Origin of the sequence: Dehalobacter restrictus DSM 9455, from assembly GCF_000512895.1 — a bacterium.
In the GTDB taxonomy this organism is placed as follows: Bacteria; Bacillota; Desulfitobacteriia; order Desulfitobacteriales; family Syntrophobotulaceae; genus Dehalobacter; species Dehalobacter restrictus.
Map to the genome: position 1 here is coordinate 1,828,646 of NZ_CP007033.1, position 24,374 is coordinate 1,853,019.

21 protein-coding genes, 1 tRNA gene and 1 pseudogene are annotated in these 24,374 nt (G+C 44.3%); 6 read left to right on the top strand and 17 right to left on the bottom strand.

Going from position 1 to position 24,374, the window contains the following annotated elements:
• Window positions 1-4: 4 nt before the first annotated feature.
• The 3 genes from DEHRE_RS08770 to DEHRE_RS08780 form a co-directional block, all read right to left on the bottom strand.
• A complete protein-coding gene (locus tag DEHRE_RS08770; RefSeq protein ID WP_019226495.1) occupies window positions 5-1,588 on the bottom strand; it encodes a tRNA nucleotidyltransferase/poly(A) polymerase-related protein in 1,584 nt (527 codons plus the stop codon).
• Between the two features lie 95 nt (window positions 1,589-1,683).
• Window positions 1,684-2,622, bottom strand: coding sequence for a D-2-hydroxyacid dehydrogenase (locus tag DEHRE_RS08775; RefSeq protein WP_025205821.1), 939 nt, complete (start codon window positions 2,620-2,622; stop codon window positions 1,684-1,686).
• A gap of 280 nt (window positions 2,623-2,902) precedes the next feature.
• Complete coding sequence (locus DEHRE_RS08780; RefSeq protein WP_019226497.1) at window positions 2,903-4,018, bottom strand: aminopeptidase; 1,116 nt, start codon at window positions 4,016-4,018, stop codon at window positions 2,903-2,905.
• A 171-nt stretch (window positions 4,019-4,189) separates the two neighbouring features.
• On the opposite strand from DEHRE_RS08780, the gene DEHRE_RS08785 reads away from it, so the two are divergent.
• A complete protein-coding gene (locus DEHRE_RS08785; RefSeq protein WP_019226498.1) occupies window positions 4,190-5,086 on the top strand; it encodes an RluA family pseudouridine synthase in 897 nt (298 codons plus the stop codon).
• 68 nt (window positions 5,087-5,154) lie between these two features.
• Here DEHRE_RS08785 and DEHRE_RS08790 read toward each other — a convergent pair whose 3' ends face one another.
• The gene (locus DEHRE_RS08790) at window positions 5,155-5,640 is read right to left on the bottom strand and encodes a DUF1003 domain-containing protein (RefSeq protein WP_019226499.1); all 486 of its coding nucleotides are present in this window, start codon (window positions 5,638-5,640) and stop codon (window positions 5,155-5,157) included.
• Window positions 5,641-5,804: 164 nt separating this feature from the next.
• On the opposite strand from DEHRE_RS08790, the gene DEHRE_RS08795 reads away from it, so the two are divergent.
• Together DEHRE_RS08795 and DEHRE_RS08800 are read left to right on the top strand one after the other, a co-directional pair.
• Complete coding sequence (locus DEHRE_RS08795) at window positions 5,805-6,683, top strand: AAA family ATPase (RefSeq protein ID WP_019226500.1); 879 nt, start codon at window positions 5,805-5,807, stop codon at window positions 6,681-6,683.
• Window positions 6,664-8,028 (top strand): VWA domain-containing protein, encoded by a 1,365-nt coding sequence (locus DEHRE_RS08800; RefSeq protein ID WP_019226501.1) that lies wholly within the window; start codon window positions 6,664-6,666, stop codon window positions 8,026-8,028. The genes DEHRE_RS08795 and DEHRE_RS08800 overlap by 20 nt, the downstream gene beginning before the upstream one ends.
• Window positions 8,029-8,125: 97 nt before the next feature.
• On the opposite strand, the gene DEHRE_RS08805 is transcribed toward DEHRE_RS08800, so the two are convergent.
• The 3 genes from DEHRE_RS08805 to lepB all read right to left on the bottom strand — a co-directional run bounded on the left by DEHRE_RS08805 (window position 8,126) and on the right by lepB (window position 11,324).
• Window positions 8,126-9,214: a hypothetical protein gene (locus tag DEHRE_RS08805; RefSeq protein ID WP_019226502.1), complete on the bottom strand. Its 1,089-nt coding sequence runs from the start codon at window positions 9,212-9,214 to the stop codon at window positions 8,126-8,128.
• 175 nt (window positions 9,215-9,389) lie between these two features.
• Window positions 9,390-10,736, bottom strand: a complete 1,347-nt coding sequence (locus DEHRE_RS08810) for a DNA recombination protein RmuC (RefSeq protein WP_019226504.1) — start codon at window positions 10,734-10,736, stop codon at window positions 9,390-9,392.
• A gap of 54 nt (window positions 10,737-10,790) precedes the next feature.
• A complete protein-coding gene (gene lepB / locus DEHRE_RS08815) occupies window positions 10,791-11,324 on the bottom strand; it encodes a signal peptidase I (RefSeq protein ID WP_423779588.1) in 534 nt (177 codons plus the stop codon).
• A 688-nt stretch (window positions 11,325-12,012) separates the two neighbouring features.
• Here lepB and DEHRE_RS15000 point away from each other — a divergent pair.
• Entirely contained in the window at window positions 12,013-12,159 is a 147-nt protein-coding gene (locus DEHRE_RS15000) for a hypothetical protein (protein ID WP_019226506.1), read from the top strand.
• Window positions 12,160-12,331: 172 nt separating this feature from the next.
• On the opposite strand, the gene DEHRE_RS08820 is transcribed toward DEHRE_RS15000, so the two are convergent.
• The gene (locus DEHRE_RS08820) at window positions 12,332-13,801 is read right to left on the bottom strand and encodes an IS1182 family transposase (protein WP_025205295.1); all 1,470 of its coding nucleotides are present in this window, start codon (window positions 13,799-13,801) and stop codon (window positions 12,332-12,334) included.
• Window positions 13,802-14,370: 569 nt separating this feature from the next.
• Here DEHRE_RS08820 and DEHRE_RS08830 point away from each other — a divergent pair.
• Window positions 14,371-14,457: transfer RNA gene (locus tag DEHRE_RS08830), tRNA-Leu, on the top strand.
• A gap of 354 nt (window positions 14,458-14,811) precedes the next feature.
• Here the strand turns inward: DEHRE_RS08830 and DEHRE_RS08835 are convergent.
• The 7 genes and pseudogenes from DEHRE_RS08835 to cax all read right to left on the bottom strand — a co-directional run bounded on the left by DEHRE_RS08835 (window position 14,812) and on the right by cax (window position 22,427).
• Window positions 14,812-16,415, bottom strand: a pseudogene (locus DEHRE_RS08835) (IS1182 family transposase).
• A gap of 150 nt (window positions 16,416-16,565) precedes the next feature.
• Window positions 16,566-17,402: a hypothetical protein gene (locus tag DEHRE_RS08840; protein WP_019226374.1), complete on the bottom strand. Its 837-nt coding sequence runs from the start codon at window positions 17,400-17,402 to the stop codon at window positions 16,566-16,568.
• Window positions 17,399-17,809 carry a hypothetical protein gene (locus DEHRE_RS08845; protein WP_019226373.1) on the bottom strand — a complete coding sequence of 137 codons (411 nt, stop codon included), beginning with the start codon at window positions 17,807-17,809 and terminating at the stop codon, window positions 17,399-17,401. The genes DEHRE_RS08840 and DEHRE_RS08845 overlap by 4 nt, the downstream gene beginning before the upstream one ends.
• Window positions 17,810-18,016: 207 nt before the next feature.
• Window positions 18,017-18,988, bottom strand: a complete 972-nt coding sequence (locus DEHRE_RS08850) for a D-2-hydroxyacid dehydrogenase (protein ID WP_019226372.1) — start codon at window positions 18,986-18,988, stop codon at window positions 18,017-18,019.
• Window positions 18,989-19,015: 27 nt separating this feature from the next.
• Window positions 19,016-20,185, bottom strand: a complete 1,170-nt coding sequence (locus DEHRE_RS08855) for a glycerate kinase (protein ID WP_019226371.1) — start codon at window positions 20,183-20,185, stop codon at window positions 19,016-19,018.
• Window positions 20,186-20,226: 41 nt separating this feature from the next.
• Window positions 20,227-20,802 carry a hypothetical protein gene (locus DEHRE_RS08860; protein WP_019226370.1) on the bottom strand — a complete coding sequence of 192 codons (576 nt, stop codon included), beginning with the start codon at window positions 20,800-20,802 and terminating at the stop codon, window positions 20,227-20,229.
• Window positions 20,803-21,269: 467 nt separating this feature from the next.
• Entirely contained in the window at window positions 21,270-22,427 is a 1,158-nt protein-coding gene (cax, locus tag DEHRE_RS08865) for a calcium/proton exchanger (RefSeq protein WP_282432026.1), read from the bottom strand.
• A 237-nt stretch (window positions 22,428-22,664) separates the two neighbouring features.
• On the opposite strand from cax, the gene DEHRE_RS08870 reads away from it, so the two are divergent.
• Window positions 22,665-23,243, top strand: coding sequence for a flavodoxin family protein (locus DEHRE_RS08870; protein ID WP_019226368.1), 579 nt, complete (start codon window positions 22,665-22,667; stop codon window positions 23,241-23,243).
• Window positions 23,244-23,271: 28 nt separating this feature from the next.
• Here DEHRE_RS08870 and DEHRE_RS15315 read toward each other — a convergent pair whose 3' ends face one another.
• Together DEHRE_RS15315 and DEHRE_RS15320 are read right to left on the bottom strand one after the other, a co-directional pair.
• Complete coding sequence (locus DEHRE_RS15315; protein ID WP_242836923.1) at window positions 23,272-23,583, bottom strand: hypothetical protein; 312 nt, start codon at window positions 23,581-23,583, stop codon at window positions 23,272-23,274.
• Between the two features lie 146 nt (window positions 23,584-23,729).
• Window positions 23,730-24,365 carry an acyltransferase family protein gene (locus tag DEHRE_RS15320; protein WP_242836924.1) on the bottom strand — a complete coding sequence of 212 codons (636 nt, stop codon included), beginning with the start codon at window positions 24,363-24,365 and terminating at the stop codon, window positions 23,730-23,732.
• Window positions 24,366-24,374: the final 9 nt, after the last annotated feature.

Genomic DNA, 24,374 nt, shown 5'->3' on the forward strand with positions numbered 1-24,374 from the left:
GCTTTTACAGATTTTTAAACTCCCAATATACTTTTTTTAGAAAAGCATGATTTAATTCCGGCTTCATCTCTTCCATGGCTCTTTTGCGGACAAGATCCTTAAAGGTTCCGAGACTCGAGCCGCTTAATCCCTGCTGCATCGCATACTGCCGGAATAGTTTCCAGTCAAGCTGCATCAGGTTTTCTTTCTGCCACAAAGCCACCGCAATCAATTCGGCAAAAATTCTTTCAAAAATATTGTTCTGAGTAGTGGTATGAAGTTTTCCGGCCTGATAATCTGCTTTCCATAAAATCAAGAAATCATGGATGTTCTTTAATTCAAAGTTTCTGCCGTCCCAACAGACTTTCCAAACGAGCTCCGCCACTCTGTTCTTGAAAGGCCGCTTGGCAATTTCTCCTCTGAACTCCGGCATGAATACGAGTGTTGCCTGCATATGATTCTCAACAAGTTTTATAAGGTTCTGTTCCTGTTTTTTGCCGATCCCGTCAAAAAACATTGAAAATGTATAGCGTTTAAGGACATCGGCCAGAAGCCTGGCGCTTGCCGCTTCATGTGTCAGGAAATGTCGTTTGCCGTTTTCGACGTAGATAAGACCAAAATTAGCCGGTTCACCGTCTATGACCTTTTTAAACTGCACAATTTCCGGGTATTGGTCCAGTCTTGCTCCAAGGATCCGAATCTTTTTTCCAATTAAAGACTTCAGCTTATATTCCAGTTCCCGGGGTCCTCTTGTCCCAACGATTTTAAATCCCTCAAGCAAGTAGTTCTGGTCGGCAAACTTTAGCGTCCCGGATACATGGCATTCCCGGCTAGCTACTTCCCACTTGCCGGAATCATGAAACAGGCCTGCCAGACGCAGATAAAGATCTTCAGGGGTATTCCGAAATACGGCCATGGTATGTTCCCAGACATCCAGGGAATGGTACTGATTCTGTTCAAGACCCTTCAGCCTGGCCAACTCAGGTAAATACATATCCCAGTAGCCGATTCTGTCCAACATCCGCACGGCCTTTTCAGCCTCGGCCAAAACAAGAATCCCGGCAAGTTCCGCCGTAATTCTTTCCCGGGATGTGCTGCTCAGAAAAGAAAGATGGTCCGTTGCCTGCTCCCAGGTATCGGGATCGATTTCCAACGAGAACTTCACCGCGAATTTGACCATCCTTAAAATACGGACAGGATCTTCCCGGAACCGTTCATCAGGCTTACCGCAGGCTCTAAGAATTTTGGCTTCCAGATCCTTTCTGCCTTCCATCGGGTCATAAAGTTCCCCCGACACCGGATCCTGATAAATCGCATTAATGGTAAAGTCCCGGCGCTGGGCATCTTTCTCTAGTTCTTCGGCCTGCACGACATCCACTTTGGAACCTTCCGTAAAAATGCTGGCTGTCGAGAAATGCCTGCCAATGATCTGAACGGAGAAGCCTTGCTCACGGAGGATATCTTGGACTTCTTCAGGGCTCAGCCCGCACACCAAATCCATGTCCGGAGACTCCAGTCCCAGGACTTGGTTACGTACCGCTCCTCCTACGATCCAGATGCGGGTATGGCGGGACAATCGTTCGATAACATTTTTCTGGAAGTCATTCATAGGACTCCTCCGGATCTCTTTTATGCCCGTTTCTCGCGCTTCAATATTCTAAGCTCCTACTTAGTTAAGCGTTCTATATTCAAGCACGTGTTTTTTTAATACCCTGCCCTATAGTCTACAATATTGATCATTTGACCGGAGTCAGGATATTTGGCCAGATTTGTCTGAAACACTTCCCACATGCGTTCAGAGGTTTGAACCGTCCTACCGCCGATATGCGGCGTAAGGAAGACATTATCCAGTTCCCAGAATGGGCTGTCTTCCGGCAGCGGCTCTTTCCTGAATACGTCAAGCGCCGCCGCGGCTATCTTTTTACTTTTAAGTGCTTCGATCAGGGCATCCTCGTCAACGACTTGTCCTCTGGCCACATTGATGAATAATGCTCTGTCCTTCATCTGATGGATAAAGTCTGCATTGACAAGTTCCTTCGTTTCCGGTGTCAGCGGCAGGACGACAACGACAACATCACTGACCGCCAGAATCCCGGGCATTTCCTCCAGAGGCACGATCTTTTCAAAAGCCTGGTCCTGACCGCCATGAAGTGATACGCCATAAACCGTCATCCCAAAAGCCCCGCACCGCTTGGCAATCTCTTTGCCAATGGTACCTGCCCCCACGATGCAGACCGATTTGCCGTACATTTCGGAAATCTTCGGTTTTGCGCTGAATATCTTCTGTTCCTGCTGTGATACAAATGTATTGCCCTGTCTTAAGAGCATCAGGATACTCCAGATGACGTGCTCGGCCATCTGGATCTTATGGGCGCCTTTGACATTCGTCAGCATGACGCCCCTCGAAACAAGCCTGTTCAGAGGCAGCATATCGACCCCTGCGCTTAAGGTTTGAATCCATTTGAGATTCGGATACAGATTAATGGTATCCTCTTTGATATCCCAGCCATACGTAAGCAGTACATCCGCTTCCGGGTCTGGCTCTGTAAAGTCCCTCACCTGAACGATCTGAGCACCCGGTCGAATTGCCAGCAATCTTTCCAAAAGATCATCCGATATTTTTATACTGCTCAGGATCTTCATTACTTTTCTCTCCTCTTGCTCCTGTTGTATGGTTGGTTCGTATTTTGTAATGGGAGTCTGGGGGCCACAATTCCGCTTTCGGCAAATAGCACCCTCCATGGCGAGTCGCTCTTTGCCATCCATGGCATCGCGACATTAGGCCATCCGTGGCCGTCAAACTGCCGCGCTCCGCATCCATGCTCCGCTTGACGCCGGAACTTGTGGCACCCAGACTTAATATGGGGTCAGGATTGTATGAAATTACTTGAGTAAAGAATTTAAGAATGTTGTACTCGATACGTTATCTGAGGTTTTCAGGATTCAGGACCTGCAGCTCCGCTGGCATAAACCTGCCGTCTTTCCTGATCAGTTCCCCGTCAAAATAGACCTCTCCGCCGCCGTATTCCGGTCTCTGGATGCATACCAGATCCCAATGGACTGCGGACTGGTTGCCATTGTCGCATTCGTCATAGGCCGAACCTGGGGTGAAATGAAAACTTCCGTCGATCTTCTCATCAAACAATGTATCTTTCATCGCCTTCTGAATGTACGGGTTAAAGCCGAACGAAAACTCACCGATATACCTCGCACCTTCATCGGTATCGAGAATTTTATTAATTCTTTCGGTATCGTTGGCTGAAGCCTTGATAATTTTGCCGTCTTTGAATTCCAGTACGATGGATTCATACGTAAATCCCTGATAAACAGCCGGGGTGTTATAGGTGATGATGCCGTTGACCGAATCTCGGACCGGCGCTGTGAAAAGCTCACCGTCAGGAATATTCATCTTGCCGTCGCACTTGATCGCTGGCAGCCCCTTGATTGAAAAAGAAAGATCCGTTCCAGGCCCTGCGATCCTTACCATGTTGGTCTTTTCCATCCGTTCTTTCAGCGGATCCATCGCTCTGGACATTTTGGAATAATCCAGATTGCAGACTTTAAAGTAAAAATCTTCAAAAGCTTCCGTGCTCATCTCAGCAAGCTGCGCCATCGACGGATTCGGATAGCGAAGTACACACCAGCGGGTATGCTTGACTCTTTGCTCGGAATGGAGTGGTTTCGAGTAATGGCTCATGTAGATTTGCATTTTATCCGCAGGGACATCGGCCAGCTCGTTAATATTTTCTCCCGAGCGTATTCCGATATAAGCCTGCATGTCCTTCATTCTGGCGACTTCCCACTTTGCTTGGCTTTGAGCCTGTTCGACTGAAAGCCCTTTTAATATTTCACGCTGCAGGGTATGATGCGTAATATTAAGAAAAGGCTGCGCGCCGGCTTCATAAGCCTCTCTGACCAGCGCCCGGGCTAAAGGAATTTCCAGCCCCGATAGCTCAATCAGGATATGTTCGCCTTCCTTTAACTCAATGGAATAATGGATTAAATTTTTGGCCAATACGTCTATTCTCTGATCATTCATGCTGTAGTTACCTCTTTTCTGCTTGTTCGTTTTGCCTGACCCATATTGGTTAATTTTTACTATAGTTATTATAATATATTTTTTATTTCTTTACGCAACATCTTGCTAAACTATTCTATTAAATCATAATATATGTCTATCAGATAATGCTTATTCTATTAGGAGAAGAACATGAATGCAAATAAATTATTCACATACACTTTAACGCCCGAAGATGACGGCAGGAAATACCAGGACATACTTCTAAGGCGCTTCCATTTTTCCCGTAAGGTGCTGCAAAAGCTGAAAGTCGGCGAAAATGTCTGGATTGACGGCAAATTCACCTATCTGACTGCCCGCGGCAAAACAGGACAGACCCTTGTCGTGAATATCCTGGAAGAAGAGCCGGCAACGGTCTCCGGAGAAACGCTGCCTATTGAGATTCTCTTTGAAGACGAAATCTTCCTCGCGGTCAACAAGCCGCCCGGCCAGGTCATCCACCCCAACTCGAGGTATCGGACCGGAACGCTCGCCAATGCGGTGGTCGGTTACTGGGAAAGCAAAGGTGAAACCAGGCCTTTCCGGCCAGTCTCGCGGATCGATCGCAATACGTCCGGCGTTGTGCTGATCGCCAAATCCCGCTATGCCCACCAGCAGTTGGCCGCCCTTTCTATCAGAAACAAAGTTGAAAAGAAATATCTCGGTATTGTGGAAGGGAATTTCCCTTTGGAACAGGGTGAATGGCCCCTCCCGATACGGCTTAAGTCGGGCAGCAAGATTGTCCGGGAAGTTCATCCGGACGGACAGTCGGCGCTGACGCTGTTTCGAACGCTGCAGCATTACCCGGGCTATACCCTGATGGAATTCACCCTGGTCACCGGTCGGACGCACCAGATCAGAGTGCATGCCCAGGCCGCCGGCCATCCCCTTTTGGGAGATGATTTGTATAGCGGCAGTATGAAATATATGCAAAGGCAAGCCCTGCACTGTTATAGCTATGGTTTCACGCATCCCTTAAATATGCAGCCTCTTCAAATCCAGGCTCCGGTGCCAGCGGATATCGCTATGCTTATCCAAAGTAAAAAATAATACCGCTCCTTGCCATTTGGCAGCGCGGTATTCGTTCCCGAATCAAAAGAACAGCTAAATCTGATGATTTATTTCGTACAATTTTCAGAATTTTTTTGTGTGATTTCCGACTTCCGCTGTAACGTCTGAAGTATGTCTTCCTGTCTTTTTTCAATTACATCTAAACGTTTCAGTACTTCCTCAATCAGGATCTCCGATTTCAGGTTAACCTCATAATCATGCTCTGCTCTTAGTCGGTCCCTATTCTCCTGCCTGTTTTGACTCATCATAATAACCGGCGCTTGCATTGCAGCGATACAGGATAGCACAAGATTTAACAGAATAAAAGGGTACTGGTCAAATGCATGACCGAATAGAAGTATGGTATTTAGCACGATCCAGGATAAAAGGACGGAAATAAAGATAATGATAAAGGTCCAGCTGCCTGCGAAGTCTGCAAGCTTATCCGCCAGCCTTTCACCAAAAGAAAGACCTCCCTCATGTACTTCAAAGGTATTTTTTGAATGACGGGCTTCGGCAAGTTCCTCAATGGTTTTATTTTCAATGTTTTCCACGAATTCACCCTCTTCAAGTTCACTGTAAATCTTCTTTTCCTATCATAATCAATTTCTAAAGCCAAAACAAGTTTTTATGATCGAAGCCATTGCTAAAAAAGTCATTGCTAAAATTCACACTCAAATTATAATGATAATATTAAGTGAGAAAGGAACTGGATACCATGAATGCAGATGAAATCAAGCAAGGATTACGCCAACACGGCTACATAGCCGATGACAGTACCGCCATGATCCTGCAATATTCCTTGCTGCTAAATAAACCCTTGTTAATTGAAGGTCCGGCCGGAGCCGGAAAAACTGAGCTTGCCAAGGCCTGGTGCCAGTACCTCAATCGAGAATTGATCCGCCTCCAGTGCTATGAAGGCATCGATGAAGGCAAAGCTCTTTATGAATGGGACTACCAGAAACAGCTTCTCTATATTCAGACCAAAGGACCGGGAACCAACGCGTGGTCTGATACGAGTGAGAATATTTATACAAATGAGTTTTTGCTGAAAAGGCCTCTGTTGAAGGCCATAACAGGCGAAACCCCTTCCGTTTTGTTGATCGATGAAATCGATAAAAGCGACGAGGAATTTGAAAGCTTTCTGCTGGAGATTCTGTCGGACTGGCAAATTTCAATACCGGAGATTGGAACGATTTCCGCTGTGAGCATCCCTTCCGTCCTGCTGACCAGCAACAGCACGCGAAACTTAAGCCAGGCGCTAAGAAGAAGATGTCTGTACCTTCATCTTGATTACCCGAACGAGCAGAGAGAACTTGAGATTCTTCAGATCCACTTCCCGAATCTAAAGGAGAGCCTTGGCAAACAGGCGGTTACTTTCATCCGCAAATTGCGGCTCGAGAAGCTCAAAAAACACCCCAGCATCAGCGAAGTGATCGATTGGGTCAACATCCTGGAACAGCTGCAGGTCGAAGAACTAACGGCGGAAGTCGCTTCCAGCGCGCTGAACATCCTTTTCAAATACCAGGATGACTGCCAGCATGTCCTGGAAAAAGTGAACCAAAAGGATTGGTTTGATGGAATACTTCATTCTTAAAATTGCCGGACTGCTCAGAAAATCCGGCATTAACGTAAATTCACGCGAAATATCTGACTGCATCCGGCTGCTGAAAATGCTCGATCTTGATAAAATGGATAAATATACTTTTTATCACCTCATTAATACGACGCTGATCAAATCTCCTTGGGGCCCTGATTATGCTTTATGGCTGATCGAGTTATATTTTGGCCCTGATTTGGAAATGTCGTCGGACCATCTGGGCATTCTAAAAAGCCGGGGCCGCTTTTCCCAGGAAGAAGGCCACGGAGGAAGTGCCGGCAAAACTGTCCCGCTAGAGCTCTTGATTGAGGCCGTGCTGAACAATGAAATCGATCTGATTTATGCTGTCCTGCAGGGCTTGAACCTGAATCTTGAACTCAGCATCGAGGATCGCGAAAAAGGCCTGGCTGCTTTCCGGACCCAGAGCGGTTGGAATGAAGCAGCCAGCCATATTGAAAAGGCTTACCAACAGAATGAACTATCTGAAGCGGAATACCTGGCGGCACGGGCAGCCCTTGAAGAATGGAACCATTTACTCAAAGATGAAATTGAACGCCAGCTGGCTAGAAATATGAGTTCGGAGCATTTGATCCAGGAAATGAAAAAACGAAATCCACGAACGGTTTCGTTTCTGGACTGCGACGACGCGCAGATCACTCAAATGTCGCAGGAAATCCAGAAGATAGGCCGAAAACTGGCCGTCCGCAAAGGAAGGCGCCGCAAAGTAGGTCCAAGCGGCACTATCAATCTGAACCGTAGCATCAAACATTCCCTGAAAACCTGCGGAATCCCGCTGAACCTGATAAAAATGCAGCGAAAACAATCGAAACCCGACCTCTGGCTGCTCTGTGACATGTCCAATTCCGTTAGCAAATTTATTTACTTCATGCTGATGTTTGTCTTCGCGACGCAGCAGCGCTATGCCAACGTCCGTTCATTTCTGTTCGTTGATCAGCTCGTGGAAGCGACAGATTATTTCCAGGAGCAGGACTGGACAGGCTCACTTAGCAATTTGCGCAAAGTTAGCGGCTATAACCGCACAGGCTACTCCCATTATGGTAATGTGCTGCTGCAGTTTGCCGACCGCTATCTGCCTTTCCTGCCGAAGAAAACCACGGTGCTGATTTTAGGAGATGGCAAAAACAACCGGAACAGGCTGGACGGCAGCGACGTCCTGGCCCAGATCAAAGAAAAAGCCGCAGCCTTGTACTGGCTGAATCCCCTAAGCAAGGACCAGTGGGACAAGGGCGACTGTCTGATGGGGAAATACCAGGAGTATTGTACCGGTGCATTTTCTGTAGCGAATATTGAAGAGCTGGAACAATTTCTGAACTCTCTTTAGGTTAAGACAACCGCGAAATGAAAGGGACGAATCTTTATCCCCATTATTTAATTGAGGGAATAAAAAATTCGTCCCTTTGTATTAGCTTATCCTCTCGCTATACCGCAAAGTCTACGTGCTGGACCGCCCCTGCTTCTCCGTTCTCTTTTAGAAATATGCCAGTTTCCTTGATCTGAGCGTCTAAATGATTATCCGTATCTTTCAGTGAAAATAGCGAATCGACATTGCCTAAATAGATTGCGCCAATTCCAACCTGACTTAAGGCCAGTAGCTGGTCGTTGCCGGTGGCATCCTTAATCCAAAGGCTAAGTTCTTTGTAGATGGAATCGTTTTCATCGATCCAGCCGTTTTGATCGTTATCATATTCGGCTAACTCCCCGAAACCATCTCCGCTTGTCGGTCCAAAGAGCTCGCTGCCGTCATTGATGACTCCATCGCTGTTCTCATCCAAAGCAAGGAACCCACTGCCTTCAGCCAGGAAAGACATTGTATCCTGCGTTCCGTCGGCATTAAGGTCAAAATCCGTTTTAAATCCTGACAGGCTTGCGCCGCCTGCACCGTAATTAATCACTAACGGATCGATCAAAGCATCTCCAGCTTTGATATCGATACGCTGATAGGCTGTATACTCGCGGCTTGTAGCGATATTCAGCTTAAATTTTATTTCACTGCCATCTTCGGTAAGAATTGTGCCCTGGGCTGAAAAGTTCATGGATTCTTTTTCTGTATAGGACTCTTCATAGTGATAATTAACGCCCCAGCCAACCTTCTGACTGCCGTTCCCATTATTGTTGCCGTCATTCTTTGCTGCCATTAGGTGACCAAAATCACTGTTACCCGGACCTGAAAGAGTTAGTTTGTCCGGTACGTCAATCGTTACCTTTTTCCCGGACAGTTTGGAAAGGAATTTTTCTAACAGGGAGATAATTTCTTTCTCCCTAGGGCTGAGTTCAAAAAATTCATCTTCCGACTCAGCAGTTGTTTCTGAGCTGCTCACTGCGGGATTCTCCTGTAATTTAGCCAAAGCGTCACCCGAAAGTGTCAGCGAATCCGCAGTTGGCTCTGTTTCATCGTTTGCATCCGTGCCCTGTCCGTCAACCCAGGCTTTCAGCCTTTCATTGACGGTCTTTTGCTGTTCCAGCTTGTAGTCCGAATAAAGATCAACAGCTGAACTTAAAACCTTCATCTTCATCCCTCCATGGATATTAGACTTCCTTATTATTATCGTAAAGATTTTTAGTTTTCTTAAGACCCATGAAGACATTTCTTTGCTTGGAATCAAAAAAAGATGCAATCATACATCTTTTTAAAATCACGTAGCATTCGACTGGGAAGTCCGGCATTCAGACTTTCCTAAAATATTAATTATCTCCTGCCGCAATCTCCCGAAGCCCGGTCTCGAGGATCTCCATCTCACCGATCTCATTATCTCCGGCAACCCCGAGCTCTTTGAATTTCCTGGCGGTCACGAGTACCCGGTTTTCATAGGAGCCAACGGCCCGATTGTAAGCCTGAGTGGCCTGAGCGAGTCCTTTGCGGATGTCCAACAAATGCTCGGTCAAAACGCTGATCCTGTCATAGAGCTGTTTACCGAGCTCGCTGATATGGCGGGCATTTTCGTTGATCTGTTCCTGGCTCCAGCCGTAAGCCACGGCTTTAAGCAGCGCAATCAGCGTTGTCGGGGTCGCCAGGATGACCCTTTGCCCGGCGCCGTATTCGATGAGTTCCGGATCTGACTGCAGCGCGGCACTGAAAAAGGTTTCACCCGGCAGAAACATGACAACAAATTCCGGCGTAAAATCGAACTGGTTCCAGTAAGACTTCGCGGCAAGTTTGGTAATATGATTTTTGACCTGCCGGGCATGGCCCGACAACTTTGTTCTCTTCTGGTCTTCATCGAGTGCTTCCACAGCTTCGAGATAATCCGCGAGCGGAGCCTTGGAATCGACGACGATCGTTTTATTCCCCGGAAGCCTAATAATCATATCCGGGCGCTGCCTACCGGACTCCCCGCTGACTTCCTCCTGCTGGTAAAAATCACAGTACTCCACCATGCCGGCCAGTTCTACAACCCGCTGCAGCTGGATTTCTCCCCAGCGTCCTCTGACAGTCGGCGATTTCAAAGCAGAAGTCAGCTTCAAGGTCTCCCGCTGTAGCTTTTCCTGCCCGAACGCCATATTTTCGACTTGCTTAAGCAGCCCTTCATAAGCCCCTGCTCTTTTTTGTTCCAGTTCGTTAATCTTCAGATCAACTTTGTCGAGCGACTCCCGCAAAGGCTTTACGAGTTCATCGATAGAAGTCTGCCTTTTTTCCAGATCAGCCGAAGCCTGGACCTGGGTCTTCTCAAGCACAACTTTTGCCAATTCGAGAAAGGACTGATTGTTATTCTTAAGCGCTTCAGCGGATAAGGCCTTGAAGCCGTTACTGAGCTCCTCCCTTGCATGACTGAGAAGCGTTAATTTCTCTTCATACGCTGTCTGCTCCATCTCAAGCCGGGTACGCAGTTCAGAAATGACAGCGGAATTTTGCATTCTTCTTTCATATTCCTGATTCAGTTCCGCATGCAGCCTTTCATTCTCCTGTTCAAGCGTCCGGGCTTTTTCCAGTAGTCCTCTGGCTTGGCCTCCACGGATACTGAATCCTGTCCCAAATCCGAGAATGATCCCGACCATGACTGCGCTGATGACATAAAGGAAGACTGGATCCATCGGGCATCCCTCGCATATCCATATTATTGGCGTTATCGTTTTTGCGGTTTGATCCTACTTCAAATAATCTTCAGGCAATTTGGTCAGGGGTCCCATACTGTCTAAAGGCCAGTACCTGATCCAGACCCTTCCCAATATCTTCTCCTTGGGCAAGGCGCCCCAACGATGGCTATCGTAACTGGCAGGACGGTTATCCCCCATCATGAAATAGGAATCCTCCGGCACGTTTTCAGGCCCATATTCATAATCAGCGGGATATTCGACATAAGGCTCATCTAGAACCTTGTCATTAATATAGACTTTTCCATTTTTGACTTCAAGCTTTTCTCCGGGCAAGCCGATGACTCTTTTGACGAGGTCCTCATCCTTCATCATAGACTCGGGAGCTTCAAAAACAATAACATCTCCGCGCTTGATATCACCGCATTTATAAAAGAACCGATCCACGATTAAACGATCCTGAAGCTGAATCGTAGGCAGCATCGAGCCGGTCGGGACGATTCGGGTATCAATCAAATAATTTCGGATCACCAAAGAGAGAACAAAAGCAATTGCAACGATGACGACCCATTCAAACAACGATTTCATAAAACCCTTCAACACAAATCACCTTCCACATTTCTTCAATATCTCCAATTTCAAAGGTTAGCCCAAACCTAAGTTACTTTCTCTATTAATCTATATATTCCTGCCTATTACTAACTGAAAAAAACAAAATGCCCCCAATGGAAAAGGATAACAAAAACCATAATGAAAAGCAAGACTCGAACAAAAGCTTTATCCCATCACGCTATACACATGTTTTCTAGGATCAAAAATTCATTTTTTTATTGATAAAGAAACTAATACCAGTTACTCAGCCTATTTAAGTTCCTTAATAAAATCCTAGTAAAACTCCAAACGTATATGCCCCTAACATTTTAGCAGTTATTATCCTTTTTTCCATATAGTACCATTTCTCAGTCGTGTCTCATATAGTGTAAGGACACTAGAGAATAACTTATTTAACTTACACGTTAATGGCTCTAAATAAAATTAGATCAGTTGGCCTATAAAGTTCTTATGATATTCTTATGAGCTATATTCTCTAGCTGTTTATTCTTTATGAGGAAAGGGGGCATTCAAAAAATGGCTTATGATGGAGTAGTTGGGGGCGCAGCAGGAGGTCTCGGTGGTTGTGGTTGTGGTATTGCAATCGTTGTTGTAATTATTCTTCTGTTAATCGCTTTGGGTATTGTTTTCTAATTTAAATCAATTTTGAAAGGAGGAGAATATTATGTTTAGATACGGCGGTGGATGTTGTTGCAGACCTATGGCACCTGTAGCTCCGGTTGCTCCCGTAGCTCCTATTTATGGTGGAGCTGGAGTCGGGATCATTGCCATTGCAATATTAATTTTAATTGCTTTAGGAGTTATCTTCTAAATTCTAAAAAATTTTAATAAAATAAGAAAAGTGGGGTTTGAATGAGGCCACTGAAAAACACTTTGTTTTTCGCTTAAACCACACAACCAAAAAACCAGAAGATGAGATATATTGACTCATTCTCCTGGTTTTTCAATTCTTATATGTAATGGCTTAGTTTATCACTCTCTTTTTAACCCATTAAAGTTATAATTCTTTTTAAATTAACAGCAAATATTGTGGTCGCCGCTTGTAGCTGCATACCAAATATGCCTGAAGCAGATGCAACACCATACCCATGTCTATGTTTTAGCTCGCTGTTTTTTGCCTCAATTTTGTAACGTTCCTTTGACTTTTCTTTGAAATATTCGCTATCCTGAAATATGGCCTGTTCTTCATGCGTGTGGTGTTTTATCGTTACAGAATATGTTTTGGTTTTTGCCCCGTCTTTATAGCAGCCTGCTTTATAGGGGCAGATTTTGCATTTTTCCACGTCGAATAAGTAGGATTCTACCGTTCCTGTACCGTCTTTAGCATGTTTTTTAGGCCGGGTGCTTGTCTTTTTAAAGCTCATATGTCCAGCCTGACAAACATACATCTGACAATCTTTATTAAATTCAAATATATTGGGATTTATTCGGTTCGATTGTTGATGTGTCACTGTTTTACTCAGCTTAGAAACCAGATTGATGTTATTTTCTTTCGTATATACGATGTTATCTTTTTCGGAATAGGCTGCATCACCAATGATATCTGTAACTTCAATTCCTGCTTGTTCACTTTTTTCTACCAGGGCCTGAAGTTGTTTCCCGTCATGTTTTTCTCCTGATGTAACAACTGCGGCAGTTATGATCCGTTCTTCCGTCATGGCTAGATGAGTTTTATATCCGAAAAAGGCTGTATCCGCTGTTTTATGACCCATTTTGGCATCGGCATCCTTTGACATTAAGGCTAATTGTTCATGGTCATCCTCAACCACTTCTTTTAGCATATTTAGTTTTTCTCTTACAGCAGGGTAACCGGAAATGTGTTCTGCGTTTTCAATGACCGTTATTAGTTTTTGGCAATACGCTAGTTCATCTTCCAGTAAGCCATTATTAACTTTTGCCGGGAATTGCTCTTTCATCTTATCATCTATGGCATAGACGGCTTTGCGTAGCCTCTTAGAACATTCTATTAAATGCTCCCGAGGTGATTTTTGATTGTATCTTGCCTGGGTATGGGTAGAATCTACTATGATGGCTTTGCTTTTTATAATACCTTTTTCCAAAGCGATTCCAACTGTTTTTTGGATCAATAGATCCAGCAGGTTTGTATCTTTGAGCCGTAGCTTTCTGAACTTGGTCAGTGAACTGGGGTCAATGACTTCTTCTTCCGGTGTCATATCAAGAAAATATTTAAATGACATATCGTATTTTGATCGCTCCACCACATCAACATCTGATATGTCGAAAATGCTTTTTAGTAAAAGGTATTTGAACATCCGAACTGGATCTATTGCACCTCGTCCATTATTTTGACAATAGACATTAACCAACTCGTCGTAGATAAAATTAAAATCCACTAATTCGTTCATCTGTCGCAATAAATTATCTTTGGGTATGATCAAATCGTATATGCCCATATAGGGACTTAAGGCCAGGCTTGTTTGTTTCTTTATCATATGATTACCTGCGCTGAAGTTTTTTCTCTATTTAATTGTATCAAAAAAGAGCTGGAATTACTTCTTTCTTCGTAATTCCAGCTCTTTTGCTTTTGAGGTTCAGGTACCACTTTTTCAGTGGCCTCGTTTTGAATGCCCTTCTTTTCTTTGGTTATAGCAAAACTACCTCCATATGCACCGTAAGTTCCATTAAGTTTCACGGTTAATTCATTATATGTTTATGGCTAAGGGAATTAACCTCTTAGCCCCTTTATAAGAAATTTTACCAATAGTAGTTACGAGACCATAACCTTCCAAGCGCAAATCCAGCAAATAATGGAAAGAAAAACATTTTTTAACACTCCTTTCTAAGCCGTTGGTAATATATGTAATGCATTATATGCTTAATTCACTTATTCGGTCTATAAAAAGATATAACTAACATTAAGCTAAATCATCTTTTCAGTACAAAATAGTCACTCAGGGGGATTTAATTATAACTAATGGTTTCAGAAAAACGAACAATTGCGTATTTTACGCTTTTGTGTTGACAAAGCATAGAACCATCAAATATAATGTAATCTGTCGATGCGGCCGTGGCGGAACTGGCAGACGCGCTAGTTTCAGGTACTAGTGGGCTTACGCTCGTGGAGGTTCAAGTCCTCTCGGCCGCACCAAAATTCGTCTAAAAACCCGCTATTCATGAGGGCACTAAAAAGGCGGTGTTGCAAAACTACAAATGTAGTGGGGCAATACCGCCTTCTCCAATAGTTAAATAAGTAGCCAGCAAAATCGTTATAGGTTTTAGCTGGCTTTTTTCATAACTGGATAGTCATAGGTATGACTAATAAGGCTCAAGAAGGCAGGGTGATGCAATGTCTACCCGCTTTCGGCAAGTTGCGCCCTCCGTGGCGCAAAAAGCCGCGCTGCGCAATCCATGCTCCGCTTATGCTGGTTAGACATTGCATCGCCTAATCTTTGGTCTTTGTAATCGATATGTCTTTGGAAGTAAGCAGTCTATCCCGCTAGTATCAAGCCGTCTTTAGCCGGTGAAGCGGTTTCCCAATGCGCTCATTCTGTATTTTAGCATGAAGCTTGTTGAAGTTATATCCAAAGCACAACAGCATAAACTCATTTTTCACACTTACTTTGCCGCGTGTTAAGAAACGATTGAAGTTGTAATCGTTCTTCAAGACCCCGAAGGCGCCTTCCGCCTGAATAGACCGATTTACCCTAAGTAAGATACTTTTTCGGATGTAATATTCTCATAGGATACCTGGCGTTTCTCGATGAATTTCTTGGAAACCTGCATCCGTCGGTTTCCTTTGGACTTTGTACACTTCTCTCTCTTGAGACAGCCTTGGCAGTCCTCGCATTCATATACCGTTATTTCAGACCGATAACCGGTTGCTGACATTCTATTTGTGATTCCTGCAGGTTTAAGTTGCTTGCCGTTACTGCAGGTGTATTCGTCTTTTTCGGCATTGTAATCCATGTTTTCTCGTTTGCTGATATCATTTTTAAAACTTCTTTTCTTCCATTGCTCATACGTTTGCGGCTTGATGTAACAGGCCTGTCTTTGCTTCTCCAGATACAGATAGTTTTCTTCACTTTCATAGCCGGAGTCGGCAATGATGTTCTTGTACCGGTATTTTAAGCGGCCCTCCATCTCTTTTAAAAAGGGGATCAGCGTGTTTAAGTCGTTTCTGTCTTGAAAAATATTCATGCCCGTTATGTATTCGCCTTCGACTCCAATCTGAACATTGTAAGCCGGCTTTAGCTGGGCATTGCGCATATGGTCGTCTTTCATATGCATGAAGGTGGCATCCGTGTCTGTCTTGGAGTAGCTATTTCTGCCATTAAACAGAGCATTATGTTTATCGTATTCTGCCTGACGTAAGGAAAATTCTTTGATTTGTTCGGTATATCGCTGCAATTCTGTCTTCCGTTTGCCAATGCCATAAACAAATTCGATGTTTTCTTCTTTTTGCTTCTCCTCTAAATACATGACTATTCCCGCCAGATCACGGCACAGGCTATCTTTGTTGACGCTGAAATTTGTATGGTAGGTTTCATTAATTTTCTCCAGGCAACCTTGTATCTTAGTAAACATTTTGCTTTCATTTTTGCTCACTGCCTTCTTCCAAACGAAGGTATAACGATTGGCACTCGCTTCAATTTTTGTCCCGTCGATGAACAGATTTTCGAAGGCTACTTCGCCGATCTGATGCAGATAGATGACCATTTGATAAAATAATCCGTCGATGGCATCGACGAGATAGTCTTTTCGAAACCGGGCAATGGTCGAATGATCCGGGGTCGGATTTCCCCCCAAGAGCCACATGAAATTAATATCTCTTCGGCAGGCTTTCTCAATATTTCTGCTCGAATAGATATTGTTCATGTAAGCATAAGTCAGCACCTTGAATAGGATTTTTGGTTCGACTGCAGGTTTTCTTCCGGTAGAAGAGTATGCCTGATAGAGCTCTTTGTAGTTTAATCCCTCCAGTATGTGGCTGAGCAGTCGAACGGAGTCATCCTCCGGTATTAATACCTCAAAATTAAATGGTAAAACTAATTGATACCCATCATGATATTCTGTATAATTTTTGTTGTGTAATTTATTTAGTTGCATAACTAAATTATACAGTATTTGCGGGCTCTTTGAGCCCGCTTTTGCTATTTCTCACGCAATAAAAGTAGGGCTATTGCCCACGAACGGTTACGTTCGTTGTGCAACAGCCCCTTTTGATTTGCCAAAAATAAATATCCATTTATAAAAAGATTATAACTCTTTATTTCCCTTTTTCCCTTTTTCGTTATTAGAACCAATTCCTTTCAATGCTTTAACAAACCATGGAGTTGGTACCTTATTAATTTTTGCTGCATATCCGATGACTCTTGTAACATAGATCATCCCTACCCAAAAGACAATCAAATAATGAACATTGGATACGACTTTGGCAGGGAAATATTCAATACTACTTAGCCCGGAAGTCAAGTTGACAAAGTAATTATGGGCAATAACGCCAACCATAATTGCGGCTAAGTTTACACAAAAAGCACATAGTTTGGCCTGTAAGCTATGATCTTTCTCCTTCCCTTCTTTAACTGCTCCAGGTATTAAGCTTATTAATGCGTCAAAAACGGCAAGTCCAATAAACCCACCAATAATACTAAAAATAGGAATACCAGTCCAAGCCGCAAAAGCAGAACCTAGAGCCGCTAGAGAGGCAATTAAGCCGACATGCTGCGTATAAGAACTTTTAATCTCTTCAGCGAAAGATTCAATTGGAGAACAAGCAAGCCATCCCATAATAGCACCACCAATCCTTGATAGAACACTATTATGTTTATTCAATGACTTTGGTTCTTTATACCCTGACCTTATTTCAAAACTTTTTTCATCCGTAAAAATCACTGTATATTCGGCAAATAAAACCTCATGTTTTTCATAAACATCAACATTCGACCCATTAATTCCTGCGCTAAAGGTGAATTCTATATTATTTGGTGAAGTGAAGCTTTTTATAGCAGATATAAAATCCGAATGATTACTCTCAGGGGAAGCTTTAGCTTTTGATATTTTATTAAAGTCTACATCCATTGTGAGCGTATTCATTCTTTTTCTCCCTTTCCCATCGTTATTAATATTCGATATTCGTTGAGTTTCTTCCTCCCTTTACTGACAACAAACTTGTATGATCCGAGTGATTTTATGAGTATCTCGTTAAATACGATCTTTACCGAGATATCTTTTGTTCCTTTTGGTATTTCAATTTTTAACGGCAGTTTGGTGACATACTCATCTTTATCATCTTTTACTGTCATTTCAAGTATGATGTCACCCTCATTTTCTTCAGCGTCTTCCGACTCAAAAACTTGAACCCCAACGACAATATTAAGGGATATTTTTTCAAACAAAGCTTTGATTGTTTTTGTGAAAAGAATGTTTTTGTAAGTTAAGGATTCATTTTCATTAATGACATCTTCACACGCCATAATATATGGAACGTTTACTCTAGCCATACGATGTATCCACCTTAAACTATAGAATATTTTACATATCTTACATAATAAAGGAATTAATTAAGTTTGTCATTAATTTTCCAGTAAAATGTAAAATCTTTTTCCGCTTATCATCTAAAAAAATAACCCGACCAGAGCCGGGCTAAAAATGGGATAGAAAAATGAAACGAAAAAGTTTACATCGTTACTATACAAACGATTACCGGTTCAACTGACCACATTTTCGGGAAACCCTGCCAGAAACTGTTCCAGATTGCGCACAGCCAGATCCATCAGCCGGATTCTTGCCTCCAGCGAGGCCCAGGAAATATGCGGTGTAATGATACAGTTTTTGGCCTGAAGCAGCGGATTATCCACTTGAATCGGTTCTGTCGACACAACATCCAACGCGGCTCCGGCAACCTTTCCGCTGTTCAGGGCCTCGGCTAAATCTTCCTCAACGATTAAAGGTCCTCTTGCATTGTTTACGATCATCACACCGGGTTTCATTTTAGCAATAGTCTGCTTGTTGATGATTCCTTTGGTATTTTCAAACAACGGGCAGTGCAGCATAATTGCGTCGGATTCAGCAAGTAGTGTATCCATATCGGCATATTTCATATCAGGACTTTCCAAGGACGGATCGGGATTACTGTCAACAGCCAGGATCCTCATCCCCAAAGCCTGAGCTATTCTTCCAGTTGCCTGGCCAATTCTGCCGTGACCGATGATTCCCATGGTCTTTCCCGCCAGTTCTATGAGTGGGTAGTTCCAGTAACACCAGTCCGGATTGCCGGACCATTCTCCTCTCCGAACCGATTCGCTGTGCGGCCAGACATGGCAGCACATTTCAAGTAGCAGCGCAATTGCCATCTGAGCGACAAAATTCGTCCCGTAGGCCGGAATATTCGTTACGACAATTCCTCTTTCTTTGGCTGCCTCAACATCGACAATATTATAGCCCGTTGCGAGAACCCCGATAAATTTTAAATCAGGTGCGTTTTCCAGCACTGTTCTGGATAAAGGTGTTTTATTGGTAAAGATAATCTCCGCCCTGTCGATCCTTTCCATGATCAAATCTTCATTGCCGGCATGATAGGCGGTGCGGTCATAGACGGTAAGCTCCCCAAGCCTTTCCAGCCCGCTCCATGATATATCTCCGGGATTAAGCGTATATCCATCCAAAACGACGATCTTCATAGTGTCCTCCCTATACGATTTTGAGCGTTAATGATCTTTTGCGTATGACCCTCCATGCTGGAATGATCGTCCAGCCAGGTACAGACGCAGGATCCTTTCAGCAGCCCTCTCCAGCAGCGCTTCCGCATTCAGGATTGCGTCTGCCAGGCTAACAGGTCCTTCCGTAATGCTAAATACACCGGAATAACCATGTTTGTAAAGCTGTTGGGCATCTTCCGTCAGCCCGCCGGACAAACAGACGACTGGGACTTGATGTTTTACAGCTTTTTCAGCTACGGCCAGCGGCACTTTGCCGAAGAGCGTCTGGTAATCGGTCAAACCCTCACCTGTTATGACTAAATCCGCATCGGTCAGAACTTTGTCCATATCTGCCGCCCTCATTATGAGCTGCGCACCGGGTTGCAGATCCGCCTTCAAAAAAGCAATCAGAGCCGCTCCAACGCCTCCTGCAGCTCCGGCACCGGGTATATCCCGCACCTGAAGGCCGGTGCTTTTCTGAATGATTTCAGCATAATGCCGGAGATTCTTGTCCAATAGGGCAACCATCTTCGGTGTTGCTCCTTTTTGCGGGCCATAGACTGCCGAGGCCCCCTGCGGTCCGCATAGCGGATTGGTCACGTCACATGCAGCCATTATTTCCATATCGTTCAGTCTGGGGTCAAAGCCAGAAAAATCTATATCCGTTATTTCAGTCAGATAGCCGCCTCCAAAACGGATTTCCTGACCATGCCGGTCCAGGAGTCTTACCCCTAAGGCCGTGGCCATTCCGGCTCCTCCGTCATTCGTGCCGCTCCCGCCGATACCCAGAATTAACTTTTTAGCTCCAGTGTCCAAGGCATGCTTTATTAGCTCTCCAACACCATAGGATGTCGTCAGCAGAGGGTTTCTAAGCTTTGCAGGAATTAAATTTAAGCCTGCCGCCGCTGCCAGTTCAATCACAGCTGTTGTTCGGTCTTCTAACAAGCCAAAAAAAGCATCCGTCGTTTCACCCAGAGGCCCTTTTACCCTGGCAGGTATGATCTCACCACCCAAAGCCGCAATTATCGCCTCTACGGTGCCTTCGCCGCCATCAGCCATCGGGATCAATTTTACAGCAATATCCCGTTCAACGTTCCGAATGCCTCTTTCGATTGCCCTGGCAGCGCTTAGCGCGTTCATACTGCCTTTATAAGAGTCAGGTGCGACAACAATTTTCATGATACCCTCCCAAAAAATTCAAGCAAGAAATCCGTCATTCCCTACTTAAAGTTTTCAGCTGCTTCCAAAGGACTGTTTGCGAGAATATCCTCCACTTCCTCGAATCCTTCGGGGAAAGCATAATTGTAACGCGCAGGAAGCGCCAGTACATATCTGGAATTTCGGCCGAGCTCGCTTGGCGGCATTGGTGCCGCACCAACACTGAATTTTTCATTCAGTAAGTCTGTCCATTGATCCAGTGTAAATATCATAATCGGAATATCCTGACGAGGCTGCTCCGAAGTCCATAGTGGATGACGAATCCGAATGAGCTGACCCATTTCAATCACTTGACCGCTTTGCGGACCATCCACAGCAATACCTTCCCATTGCTCAGTTACAATTGAGTAGCCCTTCCAACTGTCCGGCAACGTAAAATCAAAGCCATACACCGTGTTCTGATAGATCACCGGATTATTGTCTTCGTTTGCCTCGTTTGATCCGTTTGAGCCGTTCGTCTGACCTGTCTGGTTTGTTTCCTGATTCGTACCATTCATTTGATCGTTGTTTGCACAGCCAGCCGTCAAAATTCCCAGTCCTAAAGTCAAAATTATTAAATAGAAACCAAACCGTTTCATAGCTACCCCTCCCCTTCCGGAATCAGCTTTATCATAGCATTATTTTATTCCCTGATACAATATCAGACGAGGATGAAATATACGAATCACCTTTAACTCGTTAACGCTTATTGTCAATGTCTGCATTTTTTAATTTTGAATTATTCTTACGATGACACAAGATTCCATTGTGAAAATATATATGGAGTACAAGTTCTTCATGCAGACAAGCCCCAATTAACTGTCAATTAGTCTGCGTGGCACAGTTCCACGATAAGCGGAGCAAGGATTGCGTAGCGCGGCCTTTTGCGTCAAGGAGGACGCAACGGCCGAAAGTGGTATTGTGGCACGCAGACAAGCCCAAAAGGCTTTTAGCACGCCTTAAGCACTTAAGCAATTAAGCAGTATAAGCCCACAAAAAATGAGGGCACATTACGTACCCTCACAGAATCTGCAAACCTAAATCTATAGAATCAAGAAGCTGGATTCTACAAAACAAAGAACGCCACAGCAATAATCAAATATACTGCTAGCAGCTGAACCCCTTCCATCCAGTTTGATTCGCCATCTGTCGCTACCCTGTTGGCAATCAAAACCGAAAAGACAAGGGCTACAAGTTCAAATTCATTAAAAACAATACTCATCGGTGTAAACAGCAAACTCAGGAAAATCAATACAGGCGTAACAAACAAGATGATCTGCAGGCTTGACCCGATTGCAATCTCAACAGCGACATCCATTTTATTTTTCAGTGCCATGACAATCGCCGTGCTGTGTTCAGCAGCATTACCAATGATCGGAATAAGGATAATACCGACGAAAAATTCGCTTAGCCCGATCGCTTCCGACATTGGCTCAACAGCACTGACCAGGAACTCACTCTCCAGTCCGATCAGCACAGTGGCTCCGACCAAAACGGCAATTGCTTTTTTGATGGACCACTTTGGAGAGCTTTCCTGGGAGTGGTCGACCGAATAAATATCTTTGTGCGTGTAAAAAGAAAAGACTAAGCTCAAAATGTAGATGAGAATCATGATGACTGCGACAATGACACTGAGTCCCTCATAACGCGTACTCAGGAGTGCCGGATCCAGCGTATGCATGAAAATAGCCGGAATCGTTAAACCAATAACTGCAAATAACAGCATGCTGGCACTGTTGTCAATAACCTTTTGGTTAAAATGCTGGGACTTGTATTTGATTCCGCCCAAGAGCATGCTGGCACCCAGCACGAGTAAAATATTACCGATGACCGATCCGGCAATGGATGCTTTGACAACCTCAAAAAGACCTGCTTTTAACGCAAAGAAAGAAATAATCAGTTCTGTTGCATTGCCAAACGTTGCATTCAGAAACCCACCTATCTTGGGCCCTGAATAGAAGGAAATTTCCTCTGTCGCTTCGCCCATCAGCGCAGCCAAAGGGATAATGGCCAGTGCTGTCAAGACAAACATCAGGGTTGGTTCCCAGTGCAGAAATTCACCTACAAAAGTGATCGGTACAAATATGAGCATGTAACGTAAAATCTTCACTTTTTTCGTTCCTTTCGAATATGCTAGAATATTATAGTCCCTCCGGGCTGCAGTTCCGCGAATATAAGTTCCAGCCGGTTTTGATTGTACAAGACCCAAAGCGCTAACTGCCATTATATACAAAATGAGATACATTTTCAATTCTTAAACAAAAGTAGTATCAGACAAAGATTCTGAATGTCCCCGCTACCATCAGCATTATAGCTTTAGCGGGTTTCCCCCAGGTACTGATCGTCTCTAAAATCCGCTGCAGGAAACACGACTGTTGATCTTGAATTATTCATTACAATTATATTACATAAAAAGTATCTGAATAATCAAAAAAACACCCAAAATCAGGAGGAACATGCCATGTTGGTTGTTGCACTTAATGGGAGCCCAAAACCCAATGGAAATACGGCTCAAAGTCTTAAAATCGTTCTTCAGGAATTAGAAAAGGAGGGCATTCAGACCGAACTGCTGCAATTAGGCGGAAAACCGATTTTCGGCTGTAAGGTCTGCGGAAAATGCGCTCAAAGCGCAGACAGGAGCTGCCCGGGCCATGACGACGAATTGAATCCGATTCTACAAAGAGTCTTTGAAGCTGACGGCATTCTGATCGGTTCCCCAAGCTATTTCAGCAATATGACCCCCGAAGTCAAAGCCTTTATTGACCGCTGCGGCATCGTTAACGGGGCCAATGGCCGTTTATTGACCAGAAAAGTTGGTGCCACCGTTGTGGCTGCCCGGAGAGCCGGTACAAATTTCGTTTTTTCTTCGATCAATCTATTCTTTGGCATCACCGAAATGATCACCGTAGGTTCCAGCTACTGGAATATGACACTTGCCCATAAACCTGGGAATGTCCAGCAGGATGAGGAAGGCATCCGGACATTTCAGACACTTGGCAAAAATATGGCCTGGCTTCTAAAGAAGATCAATCAGGAATAGTCATAAACAACAATGTTATTGCAGTTTCTCAGATGCTTCTATCCGATCTGCCTGAGATTCCAATACCAATGGCCGGTCTTTTAGGATTTATTCCCAAGGCCAGAAAGCGCAGACCAGGTATCCGCGAAGCAAATTCAAACCACAGCCAAGGGAATAATATTCCGATAATAAGAAAACGCCAAGGACTAATCGTAATAAAACCACCTATCACTGAATTCACAAACAAATGAAGAAACATGATTGCCATCGAGCTTTGGCCCAGGGAACTTAATACCCTTCTGCAAAACGTCCAATTGGCGAGCATCCTGCTTAGGCCGGAGATCAACAGAATTGCAGCCATCGGCACAAGGATGTTCGTACCGAAAAAGTAATACTGACGGTGCTTAAAGTCCAGACCAAACCTCAGGTAATCCTGAAAATAGGCGTATAAGAACAGGACAAGAAAGACTGCTGATAATAAAAGAATGATTTTGTTTAGCTGGGTATTTACCAGCCATTTTTTTGTTTAAAAAGGAAACCCAGCGCATAGAAAACGATTCCAAAAAAGGCTACATCCATATTCCAGGGAACAAAGAAATCTTGGTGAAAGCGTGACTCCCAGAAGGCAAAAACAAAACATGCTGCGATCACCAGCACGACAAGCCACCTTGGACGAATCTTCCGGATGACGAAGTCAAAGAATATCTGGACAAAGAATAAGCAGGTCACAAACCAGAAGGCTCCGTAAGCGCCTTCCAGCTTGCTTCCGCCCAGAACCAAAGCTGTCCAGTTGATATTGGCCGATTGGCCTTTAAGCGCACTTAAAACGGCCAGGAATACCGTAATCAGAACTATATAGAATACATAAGGGACCAGGAGCTGTTTTGACCGCCGGACGAGATATTGCAATGGTGTCCCAGCCCCGGCAGATCGATACAGATAGCCGCTGATAAAGAAAAACAAAGGCATATGAAAGAAGAACATCAAAAAAGAATACGGATGACCGGCATGTCCCCAGACGACGCTCAGTATTCCGATTCCTTTCATCACATCCAGCCAAATGATCCGGTTATCATTTTCTTCCGCGGTAATTCCCTGCACTGTCATCAAATCATCCTTCAGCTGAATATCGTCCCTTGTCACCGGATATGT

Bases quoted from the DNA above. Each gene is read 5' to 3' on its own strand.
- DEHRE_RS08770 (WP_019226495.1), bottom strand. From the start codon at position 1,588: ATGAATGACTTCCAGAAAAATGTTATCGAACGATTGTCCCGCCATACC.
- DEHRE_RS08775 (WP_025205821.1), bottom strand. From the start codon at position 2,622: ATGAAGATCCTGAGCAGTATAAAAATATCGGATGATCTTTTGGAAAGA.
- DEHRE_RS08780 (WP_019226497.1), bottom strand. From the start codon at position 4,018: ATGAATGATCAGAGAATAGACGTATTGGCCAAAAATTTAATCCATTAT.
- DEHRE_RS08785 (WP_019226498.1), top strand. From the start codon at position 4,190: ATGAATGCAAATAAATTATTCACATACACTTTAACGCCCGAAGATGAC.
- DEHRE_RS08795 (WP_019226500.1), top strand. From the start codon at position 5,805: ATGAATGCAGATGAAATCAAGCAAGGATTACGCCAACACGGCTACATA.
- DEHRE_RS08800 (WP_019226501.1), top strand. From the start codon at position 6,664: ATGGAATACTTCATTCTTAAAATTGCCGGACTGCTCAGAAAATCCGGC.
- DEHRE_RS08805 (WP_019226502.1), bottom strand. From the start codon at position 9,214: ATGAAGGTTTTAAGTTCAGCTGTTGATCTTTATTCGGACTACAAGCTG.
- DEHRE_RS08810 (WP_019226504.1), bottom strand. From the start codon at position 10,736: ATGGATCCAGTCTTCCTTTATGTCATCAGCGCAGTCATGGTCGGGATC.
- lepB (WP_423779588.1), bottom strand. From the start codon at position 11,324: ATGAAATCGTTGTTTGAATGGGTCGTCATCGTTGCAATTGCTTTTGTT.
- DEHRE_RS15000 (WP_019226506.1), top strand. From the start codon at position 12,013: ATGTTTAGATACGGCGGTGGATGTTGTTGCAGACCTATGGCACCTGTA.
- DEHRE_RS08820 (WP_025205295.1), bottom strand. From the start codon at position 13,801: ATGATAAAGAAACAAACAAGCCTGGCCTTAAGTCCCTATATGGGCATA.
- DEHRE_RS08840 (WP_019226374.1), bottom strand. From the start codon at position 17,402: ATGAATACGCTCACAATGGATGTAGACTTTAATAAAATATCAAAAGCT.
- DEHRE_RS08845 (WP_019226373.1), bottom strand. From the start codon at position 17,809: ATGGCTAGAGTAAACGTTCCATATATTATGGCGTGTGAAGATGTCATT.
- DEHRE_RS08850 (WP_019226372.1), bottom strand. From the start codon at position 18,988: ATGAAGATCGTCGTTTTGGATGGATATACGCTTAATCCCGGAGATATA.
- DEHRE_RS08855 (WP_019226371.1), bottom strand. From the start codon at position 20,185: ATGAAAATTGTTGTCGCACCTGACTCTTATAAAGGCAGTATGAACGCG.
- DEHRE_RS08860 (WP_019226370.1), bottom strand. From the start codon at position 20,802: ATGAAACGGTTTGGTTTCTATTTAATAATTTTGACTTTAGGACTGGGA.
- cax (WP_282432026.1), bottom strand. From the start codon at position 22,427: ATGGCAGTTAGCGCTTTGGGTCTTGTACAATCAAAACCGGCTGGAACT.
- DEHRE_RS08870 (WP_019226368.1), top strand. From the start codon at position 22,665: ATGTTGGTTGTTGCACTTAATGGGAGCCCAAAACCCAATGGAAATACG.
- DEHRE_RS15315 (WP_242836923.1), bottom strand. From the start codon at position 23,583: ATGGCTGCAATTCTGTTGATCTCCGGCCTAAGCAGGATGCTCGCCAAT.